Annotated in this window: 19 protein-coding genes and 9 tRNA genes; 8 read left to right on the top strand and 20 right to left on the bottom strand. The window is 43.2% G+C overall.

Annotation, left to right across the window (positions count from 1 at the left end; genetic code table 11):
- Positions 1–18: 18 nt before the first annotated feature.
- The 3 genes from OCV12_RS21555 to OCV12_RS21545 all read right to left on the bottom strand — a co-directional run bounded on the left by OCV12_RS21555 (position 19) and on the right by OCV12_RS21545 (position 2620).
- Entirely contained in the window at positions 19–1404 is a 1386-nt protein-coding gene (locus tag OCV12_RS21555) for a sensor histidine kinase (protein ID WP_261886097.1), read from the bottom strand.
- The gene (locus OCV12_RS21550) at positions 1401–2066 is read right to left on the bottom strand and encodes a response regulator transcription factor (RefSeq protein ID WP_017630134.1); all 666 of its coding nucleotides are present in this window, start codon (positions 2064–2066) and stop codon (positions 1401–1403) included. Before OCV12_RS21550 ends, OCV12_RS21555 begins: the two co-directional genes overlap by 4 nt.
- Before the next feature lie 80 nt (positions 2067–2146).
- Complete coding sequence (locus OCV12_RS21545; protein WP_261886096.1) at positions 2147–2620, bottom strand: LabA-like NYN domain-containing protein; 474 nt, start codon at positions 2618–2620, stop codon at positions 2147–2149.
- Between the two features lie 302 nt (positions 2621–2922).
- Between OCV12_RS21545 and OCV12_RS21540 the strand changes: the two genes are divergently transcribed.
- Entirely contained in the window at positions 2923–3429 is a 507-nt protein-coding gene (locus OCV12_RS21540; RefSeq protein ID WP_390904573.1) for a DUF4174 domain-containing protein, read from the top strand.
- Between the two features lie 30 nt (positions 3430–3459).
- Here the strand turns inward: OCV12_RS21540 and cobA are convergent, their stop codons facing one another.
- The 9 genes from cobA to OCV12_RS21495 all read right to left on the bottom strand — a co-directional run bounded on the left by cobA (position 3460) and on the right by OCV12_RS21495 (position 9846).
- Positions 3460–4230, bottom strand: coding sequence for a uroporphyrinogen-III C-methyltransferase (gene cobA / locus OCV12_RS21535; protein ID WP_261886094.1), 771 nt, complete (start codon positions 4228–4230; stop codon positions 3460–3462).
- Positions 4231–4686: 456 nt separating this feature from the next.
- Positions 4687–5502, bottom strand: a complete 816-nt coding sequence (locus tag OCV12_RS21530; RefSeq protein ID WP_017062558.1) for a formate/nitrite transporter family protein — start codon at positions 5500–5502, stop codon at positions 4687–4689.
- 123 nt (positions 5503–5625) lie between these two features.
- Positions 5626–5949, bottom strand: a complete 324-nt coding sequence (gene nirD / locus OCV12_RS21525) for a nitrite reductase small subunit NirD (RefSeq protein ID WP_017066844.1) — start codon at positions 5947–5949, stop codon at positions 5626–5628.
- Positions 5950–5964: 15 nt separating this feature from the next.
- Complete coding sequence (gene nirB, locus OCV12_RS21520; protein WP_261886093.1) at positions 5965–8523, bottom strand: nitrite reductase large subunit NirB; 2559 nt, start codon at positions 8521–8523, stop codon at positions 5965–5967.
- 678 nt (positions 8524–9201) lie between these two features.
- A tRNA-Cys gene (locus OCV12_RS21515) sits at positions 9202–9275 on the bottom strand.
- A gap of 64 nt (positions 9276–9339) precedes the next feature.
- Positions 9340–9426, bottom strand: a tRNA-Leu gene (locus tag OCV12_RS21510).
- A gap of 80 nt (positions 9427–9506) precedes the next feature.
- A tRNA-Gly gene (locus OCV12_RS21505) sits at positions 9507–9582 on the bottom strand.
- Between the two features lie 37 nt (positions 9583–9619).
- A tRNA-Cys gene (locus OCV12_RS21500) sits at positions 9620–9693 on the bottom strand.
- 66 nt (positions 9694–9759) lie between these two features.
- Positions 9760–9846 (bottom strand) — tRNA-Leu (locus OCV12_RS21495).
- A gap of 348 nt (positions 9847–10194) precedes the next feature.
- Between OCV12_RS21495 and OCV12_RS21490 the strand changes: the two genes are divergently transcribed.
- Positions 10195–10983 carry a lipase family protein gene (locus tag OCV12_RS21490; RefSeq protein WP_261886092.1) on the top strand — a complete coding sequence of 263 codons (789 nt, stop codon included), beginning with the start codon at positions 10195–10197 and terminating at the stop codon, positions 10981–10983.
- Positions 10984–11088: 105 nt separating this feature from the next.
- On the opposite strand, the gene OCV12_RS21485 is transcribed toward OCV12_RS21490, so the two are convergent.
- The 7 genes from OCV12_RS21485 to OCV12_RS21455 all read right to left on the bottom strand — a co-directional run bounded on the left by OCV12_RS21485 (position 11089) and on the right by OCV12_RS21455 (position 17087).
- Complete coding sequence (locus OCV12_RS21485) at positions 11089–12978, bottom strand: methyl-accepting chemotaxis protein (RefSeq protein ID WP_446033457.1); 1890 nt, start codon at positions 12976–12978, stop codon at positions 11089–11091.
- Positions 12979–13282: 304 nt separating this feature from the next.
- Positions 13283–13356 (bottom strand) — tRNA-Cys (locus tag OCV12_RS21480).
- A gap of 65 nt (positions 13357–13421) precedes the next feature.
- Positions 13422–13508 (bottom strand) — tRNA-Leu (locus tag OCV12_RS21475).
- Between the two features lie 80 nt (positions 13509–13588).
- A tRNA-Gly gene (locus OCV12_RS21470) sits at positions 13589–13664 on the bottom strand.
- Between the two features lie 37 nt (positions 13665–13701).
- A tRNA-Cys gene (locus tag OCV12_RS21465) sits at positions 13702–13775 on the bottom strand.
- A gap of 198 nt (positions 13776–13973) precedes the next feature.
- Positions 13974–15419, bottom strand: coding sequence for an ATPase RavA stimulator ViaA (gene viaA, locus OCV12_RS21460; RefSeq protein ID WP_132788140.1), 1446 nt, complete (start codon positions 15417–15419; stop codon positions 13974–13976).
- A 12-nt stretch (positions 15420–15431) separates the two neighbouring features.
- On the bottom strand, positions 15432–17087 hold the full coding sequence (locus OCV12_RS21455; protein ID WP_261886091.1) for an ATPase RavA domain-containing protein: 1656 nt from the start codon (positions 17085–17087) through the stop codon (positions 15432–15434).
- A 287-nt stretch (positions 17088–17374) separates the two neighbouring features.
- Between OCV12_RS21455 and OCV12_RS21450 the strand changes: the two genes are divergently transcribed.
- From OCV12_RS21450 to OCV12_RS21425, 6 genes are all read left to right on the top strand, one after another.
- Positions 17375–17890 carry an NUDIX hydrolase gene (locus tag OCV12_RS21450; protein WP_146492494.1) on the top strand — a complete coding sequence of 172 codons (516 nt, stop codon included), beginning with the start codon at positions 17375–17377 and terminating at the stop codon, positions 17888–17890.
- A 17-nt stretch (positions 17891–17907) separates the two neighbouring features.
- Positions 17908–18912 carry a low-specificity L-threonine aldolase gene (ltaE, locus tag OCV12_RS21445; protein ID WP_261886090.1) on the top strand — a complete coding sequence of 335 codons (1005 nt, stop codon included), beginning with the start codon at positions 17908–17910 and terminating at the stop codon, positions 18910–18912.
- 89 nt (positions 18913–19001) lie between these two features.
- Positions 19002–19319 (top strand): c-type cytochrome, encoded by a 318-nt coding sequence (locus OCV12_RS21440; protein ID WP_261886089.1) that lies wholly within the window; start codon positions 19002–19004, stop codon positions 19317–19319.
- Positions 19320–19492: 173 nt separating this feature from the next.
- Complete coding sequence (locus OCV12_RS21435; protein WP_261886088.1) at positions 19493–19843, top strand: Hpt domain-containing protein; 351 nt, start codon at positions 19493–19495, stop codon at positions 19841–19843.
- Positions 19844–19940: 97 nt separating this feature from the next.
- Positions 19941–21563 carry a response regulator gene (locus OCV12_RS21430; protein WP_261886087.1) on the top strand — a complete coding sequence of 541 codons (1623 nt, stop codon included), beginning with the start codon at positions 19941–19943 and terminating at the stop codon, positions 21561–21563.
- Between the two features lie 173 nt (positions 21564–21736).
- Positions 21737–22330 carry a response regulator transcription factor gene (locus OCV12_RS21425; protein ID WP_261886086.1) on the top strand — a complete coding sequence of 198 codons (594 nt, stop codon included), beginning with the start codon at positions 21737–21739 and terminating at the stop codon, positions 22328–22330.
- A gap of 25 nt (positions 22331–22355) precedes the next feature.
- On the opposite strand, the gene OCV12_RS21420 is transcribed toward OCV12_RS21425, so the two are convergent.
- Complete coding sequence (locus OCV12_RS21420) at positions 22356–23240, bottom strand: LysR family transcriptional regulator (RefSeq protein ID WP_176679619.1); 885 nt, start codon at positions 23238–23240, stop codon at positions 22356–22358.
- Between the last annotated feature and the right edge of the window lie 99 nt (positions 23241–23339).

Below are 23339 nucleotides of genomic sequence, written 5' to 3'. Positions count from 1 at the left end.
CTAGAAAACGTACTTAAGTTAATCGTCGATTGGGAACATAAGATTGACCCTGAGCCCCCCACCTTCTCTATTCTCAGCAGTAACGTGCCCATTCATCACACCCATCGCTTCTTTAACAATCGCAAGTCCTAGGCCGTAACCACCAGACTGTTTGTCTCGAGCTGACTCAATGCGTGTAAACGGGTCGAATATACCTGCAATCTTGTTATCAGGAATGCCCTCACCGTCATCTTCTACAGATATGACACTGTAACGTTTATCCGACGTTTTTTCATAAGTGGTAACGACAACATGAGCATGTTCACCTGCATATTTAATGGCGTTGCCGACTAGATTACCAATCACTCTGAGAAGTAGTCTCTCATCAATATTCACCATCGATGTTGGCGTTAGTAAATCGCCCACCAGAGTTTGGTTTGGCTTTAAATCGTTTTGCATCTGAGCAATCAGCATCGAACAATAGTGTTCAAGGTGCATTAAAGTTAATTTGGAATCATAACGAGACGTTTCTAGTCTGCTGAATTCTAGGATCTCCCCCACCAGCTTGTTCATCTCTTCAGTTTCACTTTCCATACGATCGAGCAAACCAATACTCTTATCATCGACCTTACTTCGCAATAAGTGTAAAGCGAGGTTTTGCCTTGCTAATGGCGTTCTAAGTTCATGAGAGACATCACGAATCAAACGACGCTGCTTTTCGGCCAGTGATTTGATTTCAAACGTCATATGATCAAAATCCACCGCTAGTTCATTAAATTCTCGTGTATTTGATTTCAATTCAGAGACGACTTGCACCGAGAAGTCACCTTCCGCTAAACGTCGACTCGCCTCTCGCAAACGATCCAAAGGCTGTTGTAGCCTGCGCGCCATAATTAAAGAGAATAAAGATAGGATGATGAAAGCGATAAAGACCTTCATCAAGGTCGAGTACAAACCAAACGACTTTGCAGGATGGAACCGGTGCGGTAATTGGATAACTAGGCTTTTGCCGCCATTTAAAGGTAGGCCAAATATCGGCCGATTCACAACAGCATCCAATTGATGGTCTAACGTTCTTAAGAAACGCAACTTAAATTCAAAGTGTGGGTGCATGTGCCTATGTGTGATCGGGTGATTGTCTTTTCCCAAAACAAATAGGTAATACTGCTGAGCGTTGGCCCAGTCGGCAAGTTCATCCATGTCCCCTTCTTCGATTAACACATTAGCTTGATATGCGAGGTCTAGCATCTCGTGCTTCACAGAGTCTGGGACTTTCAGTAATGCCTTCATCAAGGCCTTCTCAGCTACCGCTTGAAAAATAAAAATGCTGATAATGATAATCGTCAAGTACGAGAAAAGTTGGAATGTTAAGCCATCTTTCCGCTTAGCGATAAAGTCCGGGCAGCGTATCAGCTTGGCACTCATGCTCCTACCGACTCTAGATAACTGTAGCCTTTACCACGGACGGTTTTGATGTGTTGTTTAGATAAGCCTGCCTGCACCAATTTTCGACGGATATTACTGATGTGCATGTCTAAATTACGGTCAAAGGGGCAAAGCTCTTTCTTCAAAACATGAATTTGAAGATCGGATTTAGAGACAACGATACCGTCATTTTTGATTAGATAATCAAGCAGATCTTTTTCAGTGCCCGTTAACGGTAAACGAGAGAGCTGTTCACACAAGCCATGGTTTGATGAGGCTAAAGATTGTCTCTGACGCTCAAAACCCACTCGGCGTAAAATCACCTTAATACGAGTTAGGAGCTCAGGAACATTGAAAGGTTTGGCGATATACTGGTCGGCGCCCGCTTGGTAGCCATCAAGCATTGAAGCGTCATCATTAAGCGCGGTCAACATAAGAATAGGAGTAGCAAAACGCTGACAAATGCGTCTTGCTACTTGAATACCGCTTAGGTTTGGAAGCATTACATCGAGTAAAACTAAATCGACAGGGTTCGATTGAATAAACTCAAGCGCGGACTCACCGCAGTGAACAGTATCAACGTGATACCCCTCATTTTCTAACACTTCACCCAATAATTCACACAACTGAATATCATCATCAACAACTAAAACGCGCGACATCATACAAACCGATAAATAATAATAGTTTGCATTTTAATTATCGTTATTATTGATTTCAATTATAAAATGAGAGATTAACCCTAAAGAAGGAAATCTTTTTCAATCGGTACAAATTTTGAGGCTGAATCGATAAGATTTTGAGCAGTTAATCCCGGAACACCGTACACCTCGACAGGCTTACCAAAACGTTCCTTGATTCGTTCTACGAGGATTTCAAAATCACCGTCTCCAGATACCAGAACGATCGTATCAACCGTTTCAGCCAGTTCTATAGCATCTAAAGCTATACCCACATCCCAGTCACCTTTTGCACTGCCATCTCGGCGCTGGATAAATGGTTTCAACTTTACATTAAAGCCGACACCTCGAAGGATATGATGAAATTGACGCTGTTTAGGATCTTGGCTAGAGATTGCGTAAGCATTGGCGGCAACAACGTTACGCCCTTCCGTGGCAACATACCAAAACTGGTTATAGTCGAAGTTAGAACAGTATTTATCGCGTGTCGTGTAGTAAACGTTCTGAACGTCGACCAAAATTGCTATGTTTTCCATAAATTCATACCTTTAGATTTTCCGTATACCCTATTCTATTCAATTGTAAAATGCGAGTCGCTTTACTCAATAAAAATGAACCTGTCGGCTATCGTTAACGTAAATCTGGTTATATTTAGTGGTGACCTAAGCACCTTTGGCGTAAACCTAACTATGCTTAAGGTAAGTCGATTTGTTCTGGTGCTATATAGCGCCTTGTTTCATGAGCTTCATTCACGTCACAACCGAATCGTACACAGGCTTAGCGTATTAAAAGGAGGTTGGCTATGCTACACCGACAAACACACAAATCGTGCACAAGCATGGAAACATCCAAAGCTGCACAAGCAGTCAATCGCTCGAACGTTTGGTCTAATGTTTTACAGGTTCTAACTATTAGTACGGTGTTAATCATGAGCTTAACCATCAACTCAGTGCTTGCCTACCCAGCTTATTCTCATTCCAGTCAGCTGCCACACCGAAGCGTCATCTATTTCGCGCCAACAGAAGACTCTGTCGTCAAAGAGTTTCTAAACGAAGTGTTGATCAACAACTGTCAATTGGACGAACGTGATGTGGTTATCATGGTGATTGCAGAGAGTGGCTACACCGTACCCACTTGGTTAGAAGAAGAGTTTAACCTAGAGGCAGTAACCAGCGTTTATGAGATCCCTAAAGGGTCACACACCGCTGTATTGATTGGTAAAGACGGAAAAGAGAAGCACAGATGGAACGGTAAGACAGACTGGCAAAAAATCACCAATATCATCGACGAAATGCCCATGCGCCAACAAGAAATGCAGCGACAAAGTAGCCGCTGCAGCATTTAACTTTATACAAATCGATTAAGCGTGACTTGGTTACTTGTTAAACCAATCGAGTTTTTCATGAAGCTGAGCCACGCTGCCAACAACGATCAAAGCCGGGCTTTTAGCGACGCTCGCAAGGTTAGCTAAGTCACTCAATCCACCTCGATACACCTTTTGCTCTTGGCGTGTCCCGTTTTCAATGATGGCTACAGGCATATCTGCTCGCATACCATTATCAAGCAAATTCTTTTGAATATTCGGGCTCTCTTTTAAACCCATGTAGAACACGATCGTGTGATTATGTTGAGCAAGAGATTGCCAGTCGATATCTTCGCCATCTTTCTTTAAGTGGCCGGTAATAAACTGGACGCTTTGCGCGTGGTCACGGTGAGTTAACGGGATGCCCGCATAAGCCGTAGCACCAGCGGCTGCCGTAATACCAGGAATGACTTCAAATCTCACATCATTCTCAGCCAGAGTTTCACACTCTTCGCCACCACGGCCAAAGATAAATGAGTCACCACCTTTCAGGCGTACTACATGCTTATTCTCTTGCGCTTTGGTGACCAACAATTGGTTGATCTGATCTTGCGGTACACAGTGATGATCAAGCTTTTTACCCACATACAGCATTTCTGCGTCTGGGTTAGCCATCGCCAAGATATCTTTTGATACCAAGCGGTCATATACCAAGACGTCTGCTTGTTGAATCACTCGTGCCGCTTTTAGCGTAAGTAAGTCTGGGTCGCCTGGACCTGCACCTACCAATGAAACAAATCCTTTGTTTACTTCTTTAACATTCGATGACGATACTTCTGACATGCTGTGCTCCGAAGGTTTGCTTGTTTTATCTCAAGCTTCAATCTATGTGATAAGTCACTGTATTCATGATGACTTATCCAAATCCTTAACCCTTAGACTATCAGGTGTTGATATAAATATTCAGTTTAAATACTAACGAAGATAGAAGTAATTATAACAAAACGATCTATTGCAGGTATTAGATACCAATCGTAGTAAATAACTGTTCATCCTAGCTGGTTAAAACGCTCGATAACTTCGTTAGAATTTTTGATTGTAGGATAACTACTTATCGAAAAATTCTGTCTCGTTCTCAAGCCTTTTTCCTGCGCTATTTCTGATCACTTACTTACTGTGATTGGTATTACTCAATAAGAATCAACACCTTGATGCTTAAGGCATTTGAACGAAAAAAGCCCCAAACATTTCGTTGGGGCTTTCAATCTCATACTAAATTACGTTTCACCGTATTCAGAATTACTTAGCGCCTAGAGAAGGAGCTGTTTTAGCGTGAGTTAGGTATAGAGGAACACATGTCATTAGTAGACCACCAACGATGTTACCTAGGATTGTTGGGATAAGGTTGAAGTTCAACCATGTCGCGATACCGAAGTCAGCGCCAAGAATCATACCCAGTGGGAATAGGAACATGTTTACTACTGTGTGCTCAAATACTAGTGCGAAGAAGATGAAGATTGGGAACCACATCATTGCTACACGGCCAGACACAGTACGTGCTGTCATGTTACCAATCACACCTAGACATACCATTAGGTTACAGAAGATGCCGCGTACGAAACACGTGATCCATCCGTCCATACCCATGTTTTCAAAACCTAAGCTACGGCCTGTAGAAACAGCAATGAACTTTTGAGCAACAGCGTTTGGCTCTAGAGAGAAGTTACCTGTTAATGAAACAGCCACTAGGAAAGCAACAATCAAAGAACCAATAAGGTTACCAAGACCAACAATACCCCAACAACGTAGGATACGGCCCCAAGTGATGCCTGGGCGGTTGTCGAATTTAGCTAAAGGAGCAAGGCCGAAAACGCCAGTTACTAGGTCGTAACCCATAACACTTAGAATAACGAAACCAACTGGGAACACTAATGCGCCAACAAGGCCAATGCCGGTTTGTACCATTGCTGTAATAGCAACAACAACCGCGAGAGAAAGGATGATACCAGCCATAGTGCTTCGAATCAGAAGATCGCGAGTACTTGTTTTAGTTTTCGCTTCACCCACATCAATCATCGTTTGAACGAATTCAGCTGGTTTGTAATCAGGAGACATAATGTTGTCCTTAAAAAAGTAAAATTAAAAGTTAAAATTGGATAGGAAAAGGCTCTAGTTGCCGAGTTAAGGCAATATCGAGAACTAGAACCCTTGAACTATCAAATCTTACTCATCCAAAGATTAAGCAGAGATTTCTACAGCACCTTTGGTAACACGAGCTTTGTACGCTTTCACGTTGAAGTTCTCGTCTTCCATGCACGCACCTGTTGTCAGGTTAAAGCGTTGCTTCTTAAGCGGGCTTGCCACCCAAAGCTCTTCTTTGTGCTCAACAATCAGACCACGTGATAACACGTTAGACTGGAAGTAAGGGTCTGTGTTGCTAATCGCGAATACTTCTTCAGCCTTAGTTGGGCGGAAGACTGCTACTTGCTCACCACCAACCAATGCACAAACACCTGTACCTGGAATAATATCTTCGATCTTACAAACTTTGGTAAATGCCATGATGTCGTCTCCCAATTAAACCAGTTCAACGTGAAGGATATCGCCCTTCGCTTCAGGGTGTTTCTCAGTGAATGTCGCTGGGCGGTGTTGTTCACGGCCATCATCAACAAACACAACGTTCTCATCACGGTCATCAGCATTGATAAAGTGTGCAAAGCGCTTAAGTTGAGCTTCGTCGTTGATTGTATCTGTCCACTCACAAGCAAAGTTATCAACCAAGCCTGCAATGTCAGTTTCAAGCTGGTCATTGATACCAAGCTTGTTGTCTACAATCACTTCACGTAGGTAATCAACACCACCTTCTAGGTTGTCCATCCATACCGAAGTACGTTGTAGTGGAGCAGCCGTGCGGATGTAGAACATCATGAAACGGTCAATGTATTTGATCAGCGTTTCTTGGTCTAGGTCGCTTGCTAGCAGGTCTGCGTGACGAGGTTTCATACCACCGTTACCACACACATACATGTTCCAACCTGCGTCAGTTGCGATGATACCTAAGTCTTTACCTTGAGCTTCAGCACACTCACGAGTACAGCCAGACACACCAAACTTCATCTTATGAGGAGTACGGATGCCTTTGTAACGGTTCTCGATCATCACGCCTAGGCCAACTGAATCTTGAACGCCGTAACGACACCAAGTAGAACCAACACATGTCTTAGCCATACGAAGTGCTTTTGCGTAAGCTTGACCTGTTTCGTAACCTGCAGCGATTAACTTCTTCCAGATAGCTGGTAAGTCATCTTTCTGAGCGCCGAATAGACCGATACGTTGCGCACCCGTGATTTTGGTATACAGGTTGTATTCAGCAGCAACATCAGCAAGAACGCTTAGTGCTTGAGGCGTTACTTCACCACCCGCCATACGAGGGATAACAGAGTAAGTACCGTCTTTTTGCATGTTACCTAGGAAGTTATCGTTGGTATCGTGCAGCTTCACTAGTTCAGGCTTAAGGATGTGCTCACCCCAGCAAGAAGCAAGGATAGAACCCGCTAGAGGCTTACATACTTCACAACCGTAACCTTTACCGTATTTCTCTAATAGCTCGTCGAACGTTTTGATTTCTTCGATGCGAATTAGGTGGAAAAGCTCTTGGCGAGAGTAAGCAAAGTGCTCACATACGTCGTTCTTCACTTCAACACCGGCTTTAGCTAGTTCAGCGTTTAGTACTGAAGTCACTAGAGGAATACAACCACCACAACCAGTACCTGCGCCAGTTACTGCTTTGATATCACCAATGGTGTGGTGACCTTCAGCAACCGCTTGAGCGACTTTGCCTTTAGTCACATCGAAACAAGAACAGATAACTGCAGATTCAGGAAGCGAGTCTGCGCCGAGTGTTGGCTTTTCAGCGCCAGCGTGTGCAGGAAGAATTAGAGCATCTGGGTGTTCTGGTAGGTCGATTTCGTTCAGCATAAGCTGTAGAAGATCGCCGTAGTCAGAGGTATCACCGACCATTACCGCACCAAGAAGCTTCTTGTTGTCTTCAGAAACGATTAGACGCTTGTAAACTTCTTGCTCTTCGTTTTGGTAAACGTAGCTCTTACAGCCAGGAGTACGACCGTTTGCATCACCAATAGAACCTACTTTCACGCCTAGAAGCTTAAGCTTCGCAGACATGTCAGCACCTTCGAATGTGCTTTCGTTACCAACAACGTGGTCAACCGCTACCGTCGCCATTTTGTAACCAGGAGCAACAAGGCCGTAGAACGTTTGGTTCCAAGACGCACACTCACCGATTGCGTAGATATCTTTGTCTGTCGTTTGACAGTGATCGTTAATCTCGATACCGCCACGAGGTGCAATACCTAGACCCATTTGACGAGCAAGTTTGTCTTGAGGGCGAATACCAGCAGAGAATACGATGAAATCAGTTTCTAGCTCAGTACCGTCTGCGAAGCGCATTACGTTACGAGCTTCAGTGCCTTCAGGAGCAATCTCAAGCGTGTTCTTGCTTGTATGTACGTTAACGCCCATACGTTCGATTTTTTGACGAAGTTGGTTACCACCCGCTTGGTCAAGCTGCTCAGCCATTAGCTTAGGAGCAAACTCAACAACGTGTGTGGTTACGCCAAGTGCTTTAAGTGCGCCTGCCGCTTCAAGGCCAAGTAGACCACCACCAACAACAACACCAGACTTAGAGTTCTTAGCCGTTGCTTCGATCGCTTTCAGATCTTCAATTGTGCGGTAAACAAAACAGTCTTTACCTTCGTTGCCTTTGATTGGCGGAACGAATGGGAATGAACCTGTAGCAAGGATGAGTTTGTCGTATTGGATTTCACGACCAGTGCTTGAGTAAACTGTTTTCTTTTCACGGTTAACGTTAATAGCACGTTCGCCGATCAGCATGTTGATGCCGTGTTTCTCGTAGAAGCCTTCTTTAACTAAAGAAAGTTCGTCCGCAGTATGGTGTGAAAAATAAGAAGAAAGGTGTACACGATCATAGGCTACGCGAGGCTCTTCACAGAACACCGTGATGTCCATGTTAGCAACATCTGTCTTCTCGACTAAATCTTCGATATAGCGATGACCGACCATCCCGTTACCGATTACGACTAGCTTCATCTTGCTCATAAGAATTCCTGAAGGTTATATATTTCTTAACTGAGCGAATAATGAATTATGAAAGAAAATGAAAATATGATGTAAATCAATTACGAAATCGAACTACCCAAAAGGGGTAGAACAAAAGAGGTAGAAGTGGCTAATTTTACGCCATAGCAAACGAATAACCATAGGTTTGATAAGGTTTAGAGGCGTTTTATAGGCAATTTCACACACAAGCATGCTTGTTGTAATATTTCACAATAGACTAGCAATAACGCAAGTAAATGACAATCATTTTCATTTGCAGTCATAAGAAGTGTAATAACTCATGAAAGCGTTACAGGTTCATGAGCAACTGTGTATAAATGTGAAGAACTGGATGACCAAAACACAGCCGTCCCGCTTCCCTTCCCATCGATTCCATTTAAAAATCGCACACTCGATTAACTTGGGCTTTCTTGCTGAGCTACTAGCAGTTTTCTTCAAACAACTTTCTCAGAAATACGTTTGGCCAACTTATACAACTTGTGCAATAAAGCGCCTTGATAGCGTAGAACTCCGTAAAGCAGAACAATCGGATTGAGTCATCTAGCCAGAAGTGCGATTCAATGAATGGACGGCGTTAGAATTTAGGAAAGTACAAAGAAGTGGAATTTCAGATAGCAAAAAGGCCAGCATTTCTGCTGGCCTTTTAACTTTGAATAGTGGAGGCGCCTCCCGGAGTCGAACCGAGGTCCACGGATTTGCAATCCGCTGCATAGCCACTCTGCCAAGGCGCCTTCAATAGTGTTTTAAGAGAACAACTCTTTTGAACATCACCAAACAAGGTAACAATCAAATAGATGGTGCCCCGGGCCGGACTTGAACCGGCACAACGCGAACGTCGAGGGATTTTAAATCCCTTGTGTCTACCAATTCCACCACCAGGGCACGCAATTCTTTATTGCGATGCCGATTACTGAAAAGTAAAACACCATCTTAATGTCGAAACGAATCAACATTACAAAATTTGGAGCGATACATCGGGTTCGAACCGATGACCTCAACCTTGGCAAGGTTGCGCTCTACCAACTGAGCTAGTATCGCATTTTCATTCATTTTCTTTCTAAAATGAAAGAGAGAATGGAGGCGCCTCCCGGAGTCGAACCGAGGTCCACGGATTTGCAATCCGCTGCATAGCCACTCTGCCAAGGCGCCTTTAATAGTGATTTAAGAGAACAACTCTTTGTTCATCACTCTACTCAAAAGTAGAAGCAAGATAGATGGTGCCCCGGGCCGGACTTGAACCGGCACAGCGCGAACGCCGAGGGATTTTAAATCCCTTGTGTCTACCAATTCCACCACCAGGGCAACGCAATCTTGCGATGCTGATTACTGAAAAGTAAAACACCATCTCTCAGCGACCTAAGCCGTGAGAACGAGGTGTACTTTAACGGATGGAAAAAATTCGTCAACAATAAATTTTATCTTTTAATTCAAGTGATTAATTATCACTCTCCAAAGAATAAATTTAGTGCAGCTTGTACGGTTCTTATACATTGCTCTCTAGTTTTACAACGCTATTTTCTAACTAGGATTAACTTAGGCGACAGCGGCCTATTTCGATTTTTCTATAACGAATCAAGTAAATGGTGTTTTCATGTGCTTTTCACATTCAACGTCTAGAGTTTTAAGTAACCCTTATTAAGAAATCAAAATGTGAAACCATTAAAACGATACCAATATGAGCGCTATGCCGTTCTTTGTAACCTCGCCTACCCTAGAGTTTTTAAGCAAACTCGCTATGGTTTCGATCCTAATGGACAGCGCATCATAAAGAATCAGTTCGGTAAAACCATGATTCGAGTGTTGTGGAGCAGCGACAAAGACGAAGTGGTTGTCGTTATTAAAGGGTCACACAGCGTGCCAGACTGGCTGCTTAACTTTGCCCTATGGACAAGAAGCTGCAAAAGGATTGGACTCAATTACCGCGTGCATGCTGGCTTCTATCATCTGATGTTTCAGGAAAGCCAACCAAATCGTAATGAAGATAAGCTTGGCTTAACGGTAATTGAACGGTTGGAAGCGACGCTCATCCCGCTTTTAGAACAAGGAAAAAGAATCTCGATTACCGGTCACTCATCCGGTGGTGCTATTGGTTGTGTGTTTGCTGACTACTTTGAGCAAAAGTATCCAGGCTGCATTAAGCGAATCGTGACCTTTGGACAACCTGCGATCGGTGATTGGAGTTTCCGAAAGCACTATCGCTTGAGTAAGAAGACTTACCGCATCTGTTGTGACATCGACATCGTGACCTTCATGCCACCCGTACCTTTACTGTACTGGCATGTAGGAAAGGTGCTTTGGCTCTACAACGGCAGAATCTATGAGAACACCCCAACTTTTATTCGCCTTGGACGTTCTATTTTTAGTTGGTTGATAAGACCTTTCTCTTACCACTTGATGAGCAAGTATATCCGGAATAAGGATTTCTTTGACCAACACTGAACATCTATCTATCTATCTATCTATCTATCTAATAAAGAAAGAGCACAGACTTATTACAGTCTGTGCTCTTTTAGTCTCTAACTTATATTGGTGTTTGTTTAGCTATTAAAGCTTAAATCGTGACAACTCTTGCTTCAAATCGCTGGCTAAGTGGCTGAGCTGATCCGCTTGCGAAACAGCGTCTGTTGCGTCGAGTGCCATAACATCACTCACTTCACGTACAGACTCAGTATTGGCATTAATTTCTGCAGTAACCAGTGATTGCTCTTCAGCAGCAGAAGCGATCTGAGTCGCCATATCGCTTATCATCTGAATTGCCTCACGGATTTGAGCCAAACTCTCTCCCGCCATGTCTACATCGTGCACACTTGTCTTCGCCATATCATGGCTTTGTGTCATCACTTTCACCGCACCATTGGTCGCTTGTTGCAATCGCTTGATTTTGTCTTCAATTTCTTCTGTTGAAGCATGAGTTCGTTGAGACAGTACTCGAACCTCATCAGCAACCACAGCAAAGCCACGACCTTGTTCGCCAGCCCTAGCAGCTTCAATCGCAGCATTAAGCGCTAACAAGTTAGTTTGCTCGGCTATTTCACGTATTGTCGCTAAGATAGAGGCAATTTGCTGACCGTGTTCTTCCAACTCACTAATGATAGACACAGCACTTGTAAGCTCGGTTGCTAGTTCATTAATTGATGATTGGCTTTTTGCCATCTGCTGGAAGCCTTGCTCGCTCAATTCAACCGAGTGAGTCGCGCTTTTGGCTGTGTTATCAGCGTTAGCGGCAATTTCAGAGGTCGCTGTCGCCATTTCTGTCACAGCTGTTGCTACCATGGTTATTTCGTCTTGCTGCCTGCTAACGCTATCACTTCGCTTCAACGCGCTGCTATTAGCGTGCTCTGCACCATTGTTCATTGCAGTTGAAACTTGTGTCACGTTCGTCATCATTCCATGAAGTCGATCTACGAACACATTAAACTTATCGGCGAGTTGCCCTACTTCGTCTTTGCTTGATACTTGAAGGCGCTGCGTTAAATCACCTTCGCCTTCAGCAATATCCGCCAGCGCTTCGCTCACTCGTCCTAACTCCACCAGCTGTCGAGCAACAAACCAAGACGTTGCAGCTGCCATCACGATCAAGACAATCAAACCGGTAGTAATTTGGCTGATCAACATGTCGAACAAAGGCTGTTCTAAAACTTCTTTGTCCATTTCAATCACAAGTAGCCAGTCCGTGCCTTTAATAGGCTCGGCCATGAGCACTCGTTCACTGCCATCAACTTGAGTAAAGATCGTCGTTAGATTTTGTGCAGCACTGTTCAAACCAGAAACACTGAGTTCTGGCGCAATCTCAGTCACTTGTTTGAGAATGAACTCTTTATTTTGGTGAGCAACGACCGTACCTTCTTTATCAATGAGAATCGCACGTCCATTACCCGGAACCTGAATCGCCAATACGTCCTCGATCAGTTTGTCTAATGCTAAATTAGACGCAACAACACCGATGATCGAGCCATTCTCCGTGACAGGATCAGTAAGTGTTACCACTAACGCTTGCATTGTGACGCTAACATACGGCTTTGTAGTGACGGCTTTATTCTGAGCTAAAGTCTCTTTGTACCAACCTCGGACTCTTGGGTCATAGCCCGCTTTATTAAGCGAAGGGTCATGACGGAACATCTCCCCCTCTTTATTACCGTAATAACTTAACCCAAAGCCACCAGATACAAGAGTTTGACGCAAATGAGGTACGATATCTAAGGAAGGGTTTAGCTGCACCTGTTGCTGTAAGCCATGCACGGCTTGTTTCTTATCGTGAAACCAATCACTGATCCCTTTCGCGTGTGCATGCAGTGTGTTACGACTCTCACTTTCTATTGCTTGCCAGCTGTTGTTTTGAAAGGTTTTATAACCCATGAAAAGAAGAATGGCAGATGTCACTGCAATCGCCAAAACTACAGAGAAAACCATCTTTCTCTTTAGACTAAATTGCATATTAAGAACCTCTTATAGAACAATTAAGGAAATATAAAGAGGAACACTATCACTCATAGTCATGTTTTAATTAGGGTTATCCCAAAAAACCATGAAACAAATTGAGCATTATGTTTAATTGTGACTTCTATTTATTTACGGGTTTATCAACGACACATGAATTGTAGGTTTAAGCGAAGATAACTCAGAATAGAAAAGATAATGAAGTGGTGAAGTAAGTTGTTTAAGAACAGAAATAGTGACTCAAAGACAGGGAAGCCAGAAACGAAAAAACCAGCCTCTAGGACTGGTTTTTTCTGAATGATGGAGGCGCCTCCCGGAGTCGAACCGAGGTCCACGGATTTGCAATCCGCTGCATAGCCACTCTGCCAAGGCGCCTTCAATAGTGTTTTAAGAGAACAACTCTTTTTAACATCACCAATAACAGGTAACAATCAAATAGATGGTGCCCCGGGCCGGACTTGAACCGGCACAACGCGAACGTCGAGGGATTTTAAATCCCTTGTGTCTACCAATTCCACCACCAGGGCACGCAATTCTTTATTGCGATGCCGATTACTGAAAAGTAAAACACCATCTTAATGTCGAAATGAATCAACATTACAAAATTTGGAGCGATACATCGGGTTCGAACCGATGACCTCAACCTTGGCAAGGTTGCGCTCTACCAACTGAGCTAGTATCGCATTTTCATCCGTCAGCTTTCTAAAATGAAAGAGAGAATGGAGGCGCCTCCCGGAGTCGAACCGAGGTCCACGGATTTGCAATCCGCTGCATAGCCACTCTGCCAAGGCGCCTTTTTAATTCAACACTTTAGAGACTAAAGTAAGCTGCTCCGCTGTGTTCGGATGCCTACTTTACGGATTGAGAGGAGATAGTCAAACAAAAAAGTGAATTTAAATTCCGTTTGCTGACATTTAAATCAAATTGCTGCATGTTCGATCTCTTCTATCAAAAAACACACAGCAAAATGAATTCAATTTAGGTTTTGGACGCTACCACTTTTTCATAAAACGACCAACCAAGCTTGGGTGATATGCCCAACAATGGTCAAACATGGTCATGAGTTGAGGGTTACCGTACTTAGATAAGCTCACCGCATGGAAACGGTTTTTGTGTTCTTTCAGCTTTTCGACTTGAGCGATCATCTCGTCTGACTGCTTAGGTGCAATAAAATCAGAAAGCACAATCAAATCTGCGTTTTTATACTTATCACCCGTCATCAAATCAATCGACTTCATCAGCACAGGTTCTAAATCCGTACCGCCGTGGAATGAGTAGCTTAAGAAATCACTCGCCTCACGCAGGCCATCTTGTCGTGTTAGCTCATAGGTGATCTGCTCAGAAGAAAACAGAATCACGTAGCAGTCTCGTTCTTCCGCGAGAGCGATTTGCATCAAAGCATAAGCCATTGCTTTGGCAGATTGCTCTGGGAAGCCGCTCATCGAGCCAGAAGCGTCCACACAAACGATGAACGGGCCTTTTTCGATATCAACGTTCTTGCTATCCGGCTTTTGCGCCTTCACTTTGCGTAACGTTCGGGATTTACCTTGCGAACGGTAGCTGAGTAATCGCTTGTCAGCCAAGTGTTTGTAGAAGATAACCTCAAGTTCTGGATAAGCTAGGAACATGGTTTCGTTTGGCAACATCTTATTGAGGTCATCACTCTCGTGAATCCCGACAATGTCATCAACCGCTTCATCGCTCTTCTCTTCGACCATCTGCAGTTCTTCTACAGGGGCTTTGTGTAGCGAAGGATCATCTTCCTCACCAGCCATGCGGCCAAGTTTTTCGGCGATCTCTTGCAGACCTTTGTGCTTATTCAAAAATTCAGCATGACGCTTCATTACGGTCAAGTCAGTTTTACTTAACTTAGCCGATGCCATGTCCCACAAGCGCCCTACGCTACCTTCATCACCAGATTCCGTCACTTTATCCATGTTTTTCATGGTTTCCATGCGCTGGTATAGATCGGCTAAGACTTTCTCTTTGCTGGTTTCAAGTTCGGTAACTTGCGCTTGCTTGATCGCGTCAGACAGTGATTGATACCACTGGTCGCAGAAATAGTGCGGGAACATCGCATTGTAAACGCCCTTGTTGTGTTCCATCAGGCGTCTGGCTTGAAGGTAAAACGCTGAGTGCCACTCCAATTTTTTGATGACACTGTCGATCTCATCAAAAAACTGGGGTTCATCCCAGTGAATGACTTCTTGGTAAAGTGCGATTTCTTCTTGGAATCGGTCCGTTTCACACACTTTAGTGACGCGTTTTTTCACTTTGCCGCGCCATTTCACCAAGTGGTTTTTTACCGACGTTTTCACGCCTTTGTTCTCAGCAGCCATCATGACCTGAGAACGAGCGATGAGATCATTCATCGCTGTATCTATGATGCCTGAGTCAGCAACCATTAAAGCAAGGTTTAAGCCGTCTGCTCCTAACATACTTGTCTCCCCTTACTCGAAGTACTGACTCATAAACTTAATGCGCTGTGCGATCTTGCTGCTCTTCACCTTTGTGGTTTCCAAGTCTTGTGTAACTGCTTGTAAGCTTGATTCCATCGCTTTAGGGAGCTCTGGGTCAATGTAGTTATGTGGCAACGCATCATGGAATTCAGTACGCACTCGTTTCAACTTGAACTCGGCCTCTGTAAGTTGCTCTAACGCTCTCTCTGCGCCAGTTAGCCATTTGTTGTAAAGCTCTTGGTCCAAACCGTCGGTTGTCACGACACTGACTAGTACCGAGCGATTTGCGATATCTTTAATAACCAATTGGTTCGATGCATCAAGATCCAGCTTCAAGCGACACAGATTCTTGTTTTCGTTAACGTAACCGTAAATGTCACCATGGCCTTCTTTCAGCACACGGTCAAAATCGTCTTTGGCTACGTATACCCAGCGACTATCGCCTTTCTCAGATTCCGAAACTGACATGTTGCTTTGCAGAAGAACCAGTTTCACTAAGTTGTATGCGCTACCCACGCTGTACATCTTCGCGTTCTTGATATCGTTCTGGTAAACGTCTTTACGTAGCAAGCCACTGGTAGACTCCATCGACAAAGACACAGACAGCGTCGATTCAACGTCGTCCTGAATTTCTTCAAGCTCTTCACGAGACATTTCGATTTGCGCTTTTGACTCTTGCTGATCGAACGCACGGTTCAATGCAAAGTCTTTAACCACGCTACGAACCACATCACGTGATTCTGGACTGTGCCATAAACAGTCTTGTAGAAGCATGATATCTAGCGGGTTTACGTTGTCTCGACCACTAAAGAAAGCACTCGCCTTTAATAACTTAACGGCTTTCTTCCAACGTCTATCCGATACGTACAAGTCAGACTCTGATGCTGAACCTCGCTTCTTAACTGTTTCCTCAAGCATAGTTTTCAGTTCATACAGCTTGTTAAACGAGTTATCGGTCAGTTCTAGCTTGTCGAGTTCTTTCTGCCATTGATGGTATTCAATGTCAGTGATCGCCAAACCTTTTGGAATCACAGCTTCTTGAGATGTCCCAGTCGTCAGCATCGATTTGAAGTTTTGTTTGTTTTGAATACGGTTTACAAACACGCGAACCAACATACGGTCATAAAGCGCTTCTAGGCCGCTGTCTTCGTCTGGAAGTTCATTCGATGCAGAAACTAACAAACGCATTGGCACACGTTCAATGTCGCTGCCGTTCTTAAACGTTTTTTCGTTCACCACAGTTAGAAGTGTGTTTAGGATTGCAGGGCCTGCTTTCCAGATCTCATCAAGGAACACAACTTGTGCTGTTGGTAGGTAGCCTTCGGTCAGTCTTACATAGCGACCGTTATCTTTTAATTCTTGGATACTTAGCGGGCCGAACACTTCCTCTGGCGTAGAGAAACGTGTCATCAAATATTCGAAATAGCTGCTGTTGTCAAAAGCCTGGATCAGGCGTTTAGCGATAAGGCTTTTTGCGATGCCCGGAGGGCCTAATAGGAATACACTTTCGCCGGCGAGAGCCGCCAGTAGACAGAGCTTAATCGTGTCTTCTCTTTCATAGACACCATCGGATAGAGCATGCGCTAATTTATTGATTCTTTCAGAGAGTAGCGCTTTGTCAGCATGTGAGGAAATAGAAGGGTTCATGCGTTACTCCGGAAATCTTTTAACTGTTGAGAGTGTAGATATGTTTTTATACATTTGTTAGCACTTTGTTACAAGTGTATTTTATTATTGAGTTGCATTTATATCAGATGGTTAGGGCCGTAATTTTCATGTAATCATAGATTCCAAATATGAGAGTAACATCACGAACGGCGTAAAACGAAATCTAAAACTAAACCCAATTTTTCTTTTATTTTCGACACCATAGACGTTATGGTGGTGCACGTCTTCAGTTATCGACAAATTGGCAAGGAATGTGGCCAGACTGCATGAGTAAAGTTATCCATCAATGGAAAAGTATTTCTCTTATAGAAGAGAACGTGACGCTCCCAACGAACGTCGTGGTAAAACATACAACAATCAACCACCCTGGCGCGGCCGTTATTCTTCCTATCACTTCGTCTGGAAAGATTATTCTCATTAACCAATTTCGCCCTTCTCTCAAAAAGTGGCTTCTAGAGTTACCTGCGGGCACTATGGAAATTGATGAGACACCCCTTGAATGCGCGCAGCGCGAATTGGAAGAAGAAACAGGTTACAGTGCAACTTCTTTTCAAAGCTTAGGGCAAGTTACGCCTTTAGCTGGCTTCTGCGATGAGATACAGCATCTATTCGTCGCAAAAGACCTTAGCCTCACTACCCGCTTTGAATGTGACGAAGATGAAGTCATAGAAGTGATCGAACTGAGCTTAGAAGAACTGCACAACAAAATACGACACGATCAAATCACCGATACAAAAACTATCGCTTGTTTAAGTAAAGCCCAACTCTGCGGCTACCTATAATACTTTAGGAGAGAAACATGGACTTTCGTTCTGATACCGTAACTAAACCCTCACAAGCTATGCGCGATGTAATGGCAAATGCAGAAGTTGGTGATGATGTATATGGTGACGACCCAACAGTAAATGAGCTTGAGCAGTGGGCAGCTAACGAAACGGGCTTTGAAGCCGCTATGTTCACCTCTTCAGGCACGCAAGCCAACCTACTCGGCCTAATGGCACACTGCGAACGTGGTGATGAATACCTTTGTGGCCAACAAGCGCACAACTACAAATACGAAGCTGGCGGCGCTGCGGTACTGGGGTCGATTCAACCTCAACCAATCGAAAACAACCCGGATGGCACTCTTGATTTCAAAAAGCTTGCTGCTGCTATTAAGCCAGACGACAGCCACTTCGCTCGCACTAAGCTTTTGAGCCTAGAAAACACGATCAATGGCAAAGTACTGCCAATGTCTTACCTAGCGGAAGCTCGTGAGTTCGTAAACCAACATGGCTTGCAAATGCACTTAGACGGCGCGCGAGTATATAACGCAGCAGTGGCACTAGACGTGCACATCAAAGAGATCGCACAACACTTCGATTCGATGACGATTTGTTTATCGAAAGGTTTGGGTGCGCCAGTCGGCTCTCTGCTACTTGGTAGTAAAGAGTACATCGCTAAAGCGCGTCGACTACGTAAAATGGTCGGTGGCGGTATGCGTCAAGCAGGCATCCTTGCTGCTGCAGGTAAAATGGCGCTGACTGAGAACGTTAATCAACTTAAAGCTGACCATGAAAACGCGAAAAACCTAGCGATTGGCCTAAGCAAGCTTGATGGCTTTTCGGTTAACCCTGACTTCATTCAAACGAACATCGTGTTCGCTAAGTTAGATGAGTCTGTTGATATCAACCGCATCGCACGAGAGTTAGGTGAAAAAGGCATTACTATGTCGCCAAGCAACCCAGTGCGCTTTGTTACTCACCGTGACATTAGCGCAGAAGACATTTCTCGATTCCTAACGGAATTGGAAAAAGCACTGTAGCTCCCAATAAAGTTCTCAGCTATCGCTATTAATACTTGAGCTTCCCCTAAGGGGAAGCTTTATACTTTTGTTTTCACAGGAGTATATACGTGTACAACAAGTCTCTAGCTTTATTCATTGCTACTCTCTCTTTCACACTTCACGCAGAAGACTTTGGCGACCCAGAACTCGGTAAACTGAAATCCCCGAGCTGCGTTTTTTGCCATTCAGTCACTGGCGACAACACAAATCAAAACTACCCCGACCTTAAAGGCCAAGATCCGCTCTATTTGTTCAATGCTATGAAAACGTATAAGAACGACCAACGTGAAGGTGCCTATGCTGACATGATGAAGGCTCAATTAAGCCGACTTTCTGAACAAGATATAAAAGATATTGCAGCCTATTACGCTTCATTGTCCAAATAGCGAACTATTCCATATCGAGAGCGAATAAATAAAACTCATCATCTTTATGTTAATTAATCAGATCTTTACGTTTACTAGATATATGAATTGACCCCCTCCAATAGGTGAGTGATATTTTTATTCATACCACGCTGTCGTTACTATAAATAAATCACCCACCAACAACCCTTTTCATGGAAAACAAACTTAACATCGGTCATGAAATTAACTGGCTAAGTAACTACCCTGACGATCAAAGATCTTACCTTGCGGAGGTTTACGTTAGCGTAATGAACGAAGACCTAGACCAACTAATGAGCGCAAGGCCTGAGCGCACAAGCACCTTGCAAGTCATACACCGTATAAAAGGTGGCCTTTCATCAATCGGACATTTTTCGCTAGAGCAACAAATAAAAGCGGAAGAAACAGCGTTGAAATTAGGAAATAATAGTGTTGAAGAAACCAACCTCAACACTATTAAATTAATTTTACATAGCGTTAATTTAATTGAGGAATGGCTAGAGATTAATAACGTAGGAAACTAATCGAATCAGTGTAGGACTTTTCTTATTTTAATTCAGTATCGATTTTCGCTATTTCCGTTTTGTTACAATTAGCTAAATTTGGTCAACAGTTAAAATAATGAATAAAGATATTAAAAAATATACGGTATTGGTTGCAGACGACTCGCGTCTGGTTACAAGTAGTGTAACCACAATCTTGCGCCAAATCGGCTTTGAGTCCATATTTTATGTATACAAACCCTTCGACGTAATTCATCAATGCCGTCAGAACGCGTTTGATATTATTATCTGTGACTATAACTTCCAAACCCAATTGACTGGCTATCAGCTTTTGGAAGAACTCAAGCACGCTCGAATCCTAAAATCGACTACGGTTTTTATGTTCCTCACAGGCGAAAATGATTACAACGTCGTGCGCTCAATCGTGGACTCTGACCCTGACGATTACCTACTTAAGCCGTTTAACAAGCAGTTCTTTATCAAACGGATATTTTCAGCCCTCAATCGAAAATTGATCCTTGCACCAATCTTTGAAAAGTTAACCGAATTCGATTTTTCTGGCGTTGTACGCGAGTGCGATGAACTTCAACCGTTTCACCCTGAATATTCAAAGCTTATCCGAAAATACAAAGCCTCTGCCTTATTGAAAAGTAAGCAATTTAATAAGGCTCAGGAGGAGTATGAAAGCCTTCTCGAAGAAGATGACTTAGATTGGATCAAAACAGGTCTTGCAAGCACACTGATTGAAACAGACCAAGTGGATGAAGCAAAAGAGATACTCAGCCTAGTTAAATCAAAGAAAAACAACCCCTACTTTCACGACGAAATGTCGAACATCTATTCGATTGAAGACGACCTACCCAACGCGATCGACCACTTGAAACAGTCGGCTATGTTACTCGATGCGGGAGCGCACCGTGAATTGGTGATCGCGAATTTATCTATCGCTGCAGAAGCGTATCAAGATGCCTTCACCTATATGAAAAGGTATTACGAAAAGAACATTAATACGTTCCGTGGTGGGTTTTATACCAAGATTAACTACATGCGTACGTTTCTTTACAAGCAACCACTTGGTGGCTCAATAAACCTCTTTGAAAGGCAGCTTGCCTCGTACAACTTAATTCTCAACGATATTGGTAAAACGCCAGAGCTTATTCTTCAGGACAAACTGATTTCTGCCCACATTGCATTGATCAAAGGCGACCTAAAGACGGCAACACTGAGTATAAAACAAGCGTTGAATTATACTTCCGATTTTCACTTTTATGACTTCTACCACCTGTGCTTCTTATTGGAACAGTGCTCTTTCTTGAGTGAAACGCCAACGTTCGTGAAAAGGTTGGAAGACAGCATTAATCAAGACCAACACACAAGTATTATTCGTAGCCAAATTCATATGCTTAATGGTTTTAAGGAACGTCTACAAACCTCACAGCAGCACTTGAGTAATATCCGCAAAGAAATGGTGTTAATGAAATCGTCGGATCGTTTAACGAAAGACAAGCATCTTGATTACTATTTAGACATCCACGACCTTTTGCCACACTCAAAAAAGACCTGTTTAGCCATAATCAAGCTTTCAGCTCTGCTGAGCACTCCCTATGAAGGCAAACACGATATTCGTATTAAAATAAACAAGTGCAATGACGTATTGGTTAACTTACATACAAAAGAAGAGCTAAACAGTATCAATTACAATCAAATCTTGTATAAAGCCCGTGGTAGAACCACCTATTAATGACGCTAGTTTTGGGAGAACAATAAGCTAGAACTCTCTTAAACCACCTGATTTTCAAAATATTAAAATGTCATTTTCACCCTAACTACTTTGTTTTTACATAGAATTATTGCTTATCACAATCTTAGAACTCAAAGAGACAGGATGTCACACAGCAATATTTTAGGTGACTTATGAAAAATCAGAACGTTCTAATCATAGATGAACAGCCGCTTTATCGTGAAGCCCTTGCAGAGTTGGTTATGGACTCGTTAGAGTTTGACGATCTGCATAAAACCACCGATACCGATAAAGTTTTAAAGCTCGTGAAAAGCCAAAGCATCGACTTGATTGTTCTTGATGTGACCTTGGCAAACAACGATGGTATGAACCTCGCTAAAATAATCAAAGCGCACGGTTATGAAGGAAAGTTACTGTTTGTTTCTTCTTCAGATAGCTCAAGCTTATCAGAGGCGGCTCAATCACTTGGTGCCAATGGGTTCCTGAGTAAAAGCGAAAGCCATGAATCCATTCGCTTCGCCCTATCCAGCATTATGAAAGGTTATTCGTTGTTCAAATCAGACCAAAAGAACAATGGCAAGAACACAAAACTCTCTAACAAAGAAGCGATCGTGTATCAGTACCTGATTCAAGGACACTCGAACAAGCTTATTTCAGAAAAACTGTCTCTAAGTGCCAAAACTATTAGTACCTATAAAACACGAATCCTAAACAAGTACAGAGCCAATTCAATCGTCGAGCTGGTTCAACTGAACGATGCACTTTAATTACTTAACTAGCTAGTCGGTGAGCCTAATTTAAGTACTTCTCCATCACATCAATAAGCAATCGATGTAACGCGTTGTTGCGGTGGGTTTGCTTGATGTAAGCCGCGATTTTGGGGCGACCTGTCGCATAATATGATTCTGGTATTTCAATCGATTTAAAGCCTTCAATCGAACGACCAAAATTCATCATTATGGTGGCGCATCTTCGACGCTTTAACAGTCCGAGTAATAGACCCACATCCCCAACGGTGACCTTAGATTCAATTTCAAACCCTTTCTTCTCTAAAATCATTCGCACCACTTGCTTAGAGCCCTTCCAGCCTTTTAGCTCCAGGAAAATAAAGGGCAATGACAATGCCGTTTCTAAAGAGTCTGCCTCCATGTCATCAGGAAGTACGATGCCGACTGGTAATGAACCAACAGGTAGTTGATAGATACTCTTAGGACATTCTTCATTAAAATTGTGCATGTACACATCCACATTGCCATCTAAGATACTTTCGATTGGGCGATCACTTGGGCTCACGATACTAATGGGCGCGTTAGGAAACAGTTCAAACAGGTCATTCAATATCAGTTCACCCAAAAAATACTGGGCAACTTGGGGCATCGAGATAGTGATGGGCTTGTCATAAGTTAGCGGATCAAAAGTACTCGTCCCCATACAAGATTCAAGACTGTCTAACCCAGCCTGAATGACGGGAAGCTGTTTCTTAAGAAAATCGGTACTTTCAAAATGGTGTGCATGTCGAATAAACAACTCGTCACCAAGTTGCTCTCTTAAGCGAGCCAGGTACTTACTGATAGATGCCTCGCTCTTGCCCAGAATCTTAGCCACTGGCTTAAGTTGTTGGTGTTTATCCAACAACACCAAGATACGTAGAAGATTTAGATCTAAATCTTTATTCACAGCAATAACCCTTCATCGTAAATTCATAAACTTAGCTAACATGTACACGTTAGTATCTAAGTTTAGTCAATACAAGGGAGCGAGCCATTGCTGACGCTA

This window comes from Vibrio pomeroyi (genome assembly GCF_024347595.1).
GTDB classification, from domain to species: domain Bacteria; phylum Pseudomonadota; class Gammaproteobacteria; order Enterobacterales; family Vibrionaceae; genus Vibrio; species Vibrio pomeroyi.
This window is presented reverse-complemented; position numbering and strand designations above follow the sequence as displayed.

What these genes read in the sequence shown, in the direction of transcription:
- OCV12_RS21555 (WP_261886097.1), bottom strand. Translation starts at nt 1,404, where the DNA reads ATGAGTGCCAAGCTGATACGCTGCCCGGACTTTATCGCTAAGCGGAAA.
- OCV12_RS21550 (WP_017630134.1), bottom strand. Translation starts at nt 2,066, where the DNA reads ATGTCGCGCGTTTTAGTTGTTGATGATGATATTCAGTTGTGTGAATTA.
- OCV12_RS21545 (WP_261886096.1), bottom strand. Translation starts at nt 2,620, where the DNA reads ATGGAAAACATAGCAATTTTGGTCGACGTTCAGAACGTTTACTACACG.
- OCV12_RS21540 (WP_390904573.1), top strand. Translation starts at nt 2,923, where the DNA reads ATGGAAACATCCAAAGCTGCACAAGCAGTCAATCGCTCGAACGTTTGG.
- cobA (WP_261886094.1), bottom strand. Translation starts at nt 4,230, where the DNA reads ATGTCAGAAGTATCGTCATCGAATGTTAAAGAAGTAAACAAAGGATTT.
- OCV12_RS21530 (WP_017062558.1), bottom strand. Translation starts at nt 5,502, where the DNA reads ATGTCTCCTGATTACAAACCAGCTGAATTCGTTCAAACGATGATTGAT.
- nirD (WP_017066844.1), bottom strand. Translation starts at nt 5,949, where the DNA reads ATGGCATTTACCAAAGTTTGTAAGATCGAAGATATTATTCCAGGTACA.
- nirB (WP_261886093.1), bottom strand. Translation starts at nt 8,523, where the DNA reads ATGAGCAAGATGAAGCTAGTCGTAATCGGTAACGGGATGGTCGGTCAT.
- OCV12_RS21485 (WP_446033457.1), bottom strand. Translation starts at nt 12,978, where the DNA reads ATGCAATTTAGTCTAAAGAGAAAGATGGTTTTCTCTGTAGTTTTGGCG.
- viaA (WP_132788140.1), bottom strand. Translation starts at nt 15,419, where the DNA reads ATGTTAGGAGCAGACGGCTTAAACCTTGCTTTAATGGTTGCTGACTCA.
- OCV12_RS21455 (WP_261886091.1), bottom strand. Translation starts at nt 17,087, where the DNA reads ATGAACCCTTCTATTTCCTCACATGCTGACAAAGCGCTACTCTCTGAA.
- OCV12_RS21450 (WP_146492494.1), top strand. Translation starts at nt 17,375, where the DNA reads ATGAGTAAAGTTATCCATCAATGGAAAAGTATTTCTCTTATAGAAGAG.
- ltaE (WP_261886090.1), top strand. Translation starts at nt 17,908, where the DNA reads ATGGACTTTCGTTCTGATACCGTAACTAAACCCTCACAAGCTATGCGC.
- OCV12_RS21435 (WP_261886088.1), top strand. Translation starts at nt 19,493, where the DNA reads ATGGAAAACAAACTTAACATCGGTCATGAAATTAACTGGCTAAGTAAC.
- OCV12_RS21430 (WP_261886087.1), top strand. Translation starts at nt 19,941, where the DNA reads ATGAATAAAGATATTAAAAAATATACGGTATTGGTTGCAGACGACTCG.
- OCV12_RS21425 (WP_261886086.1), top strand. Translation starts at nt 21,737, where the DNA reads ATGAAAAATCAGAACGTTCTAATCATAGATGAACAGCCGCTTTATCGT.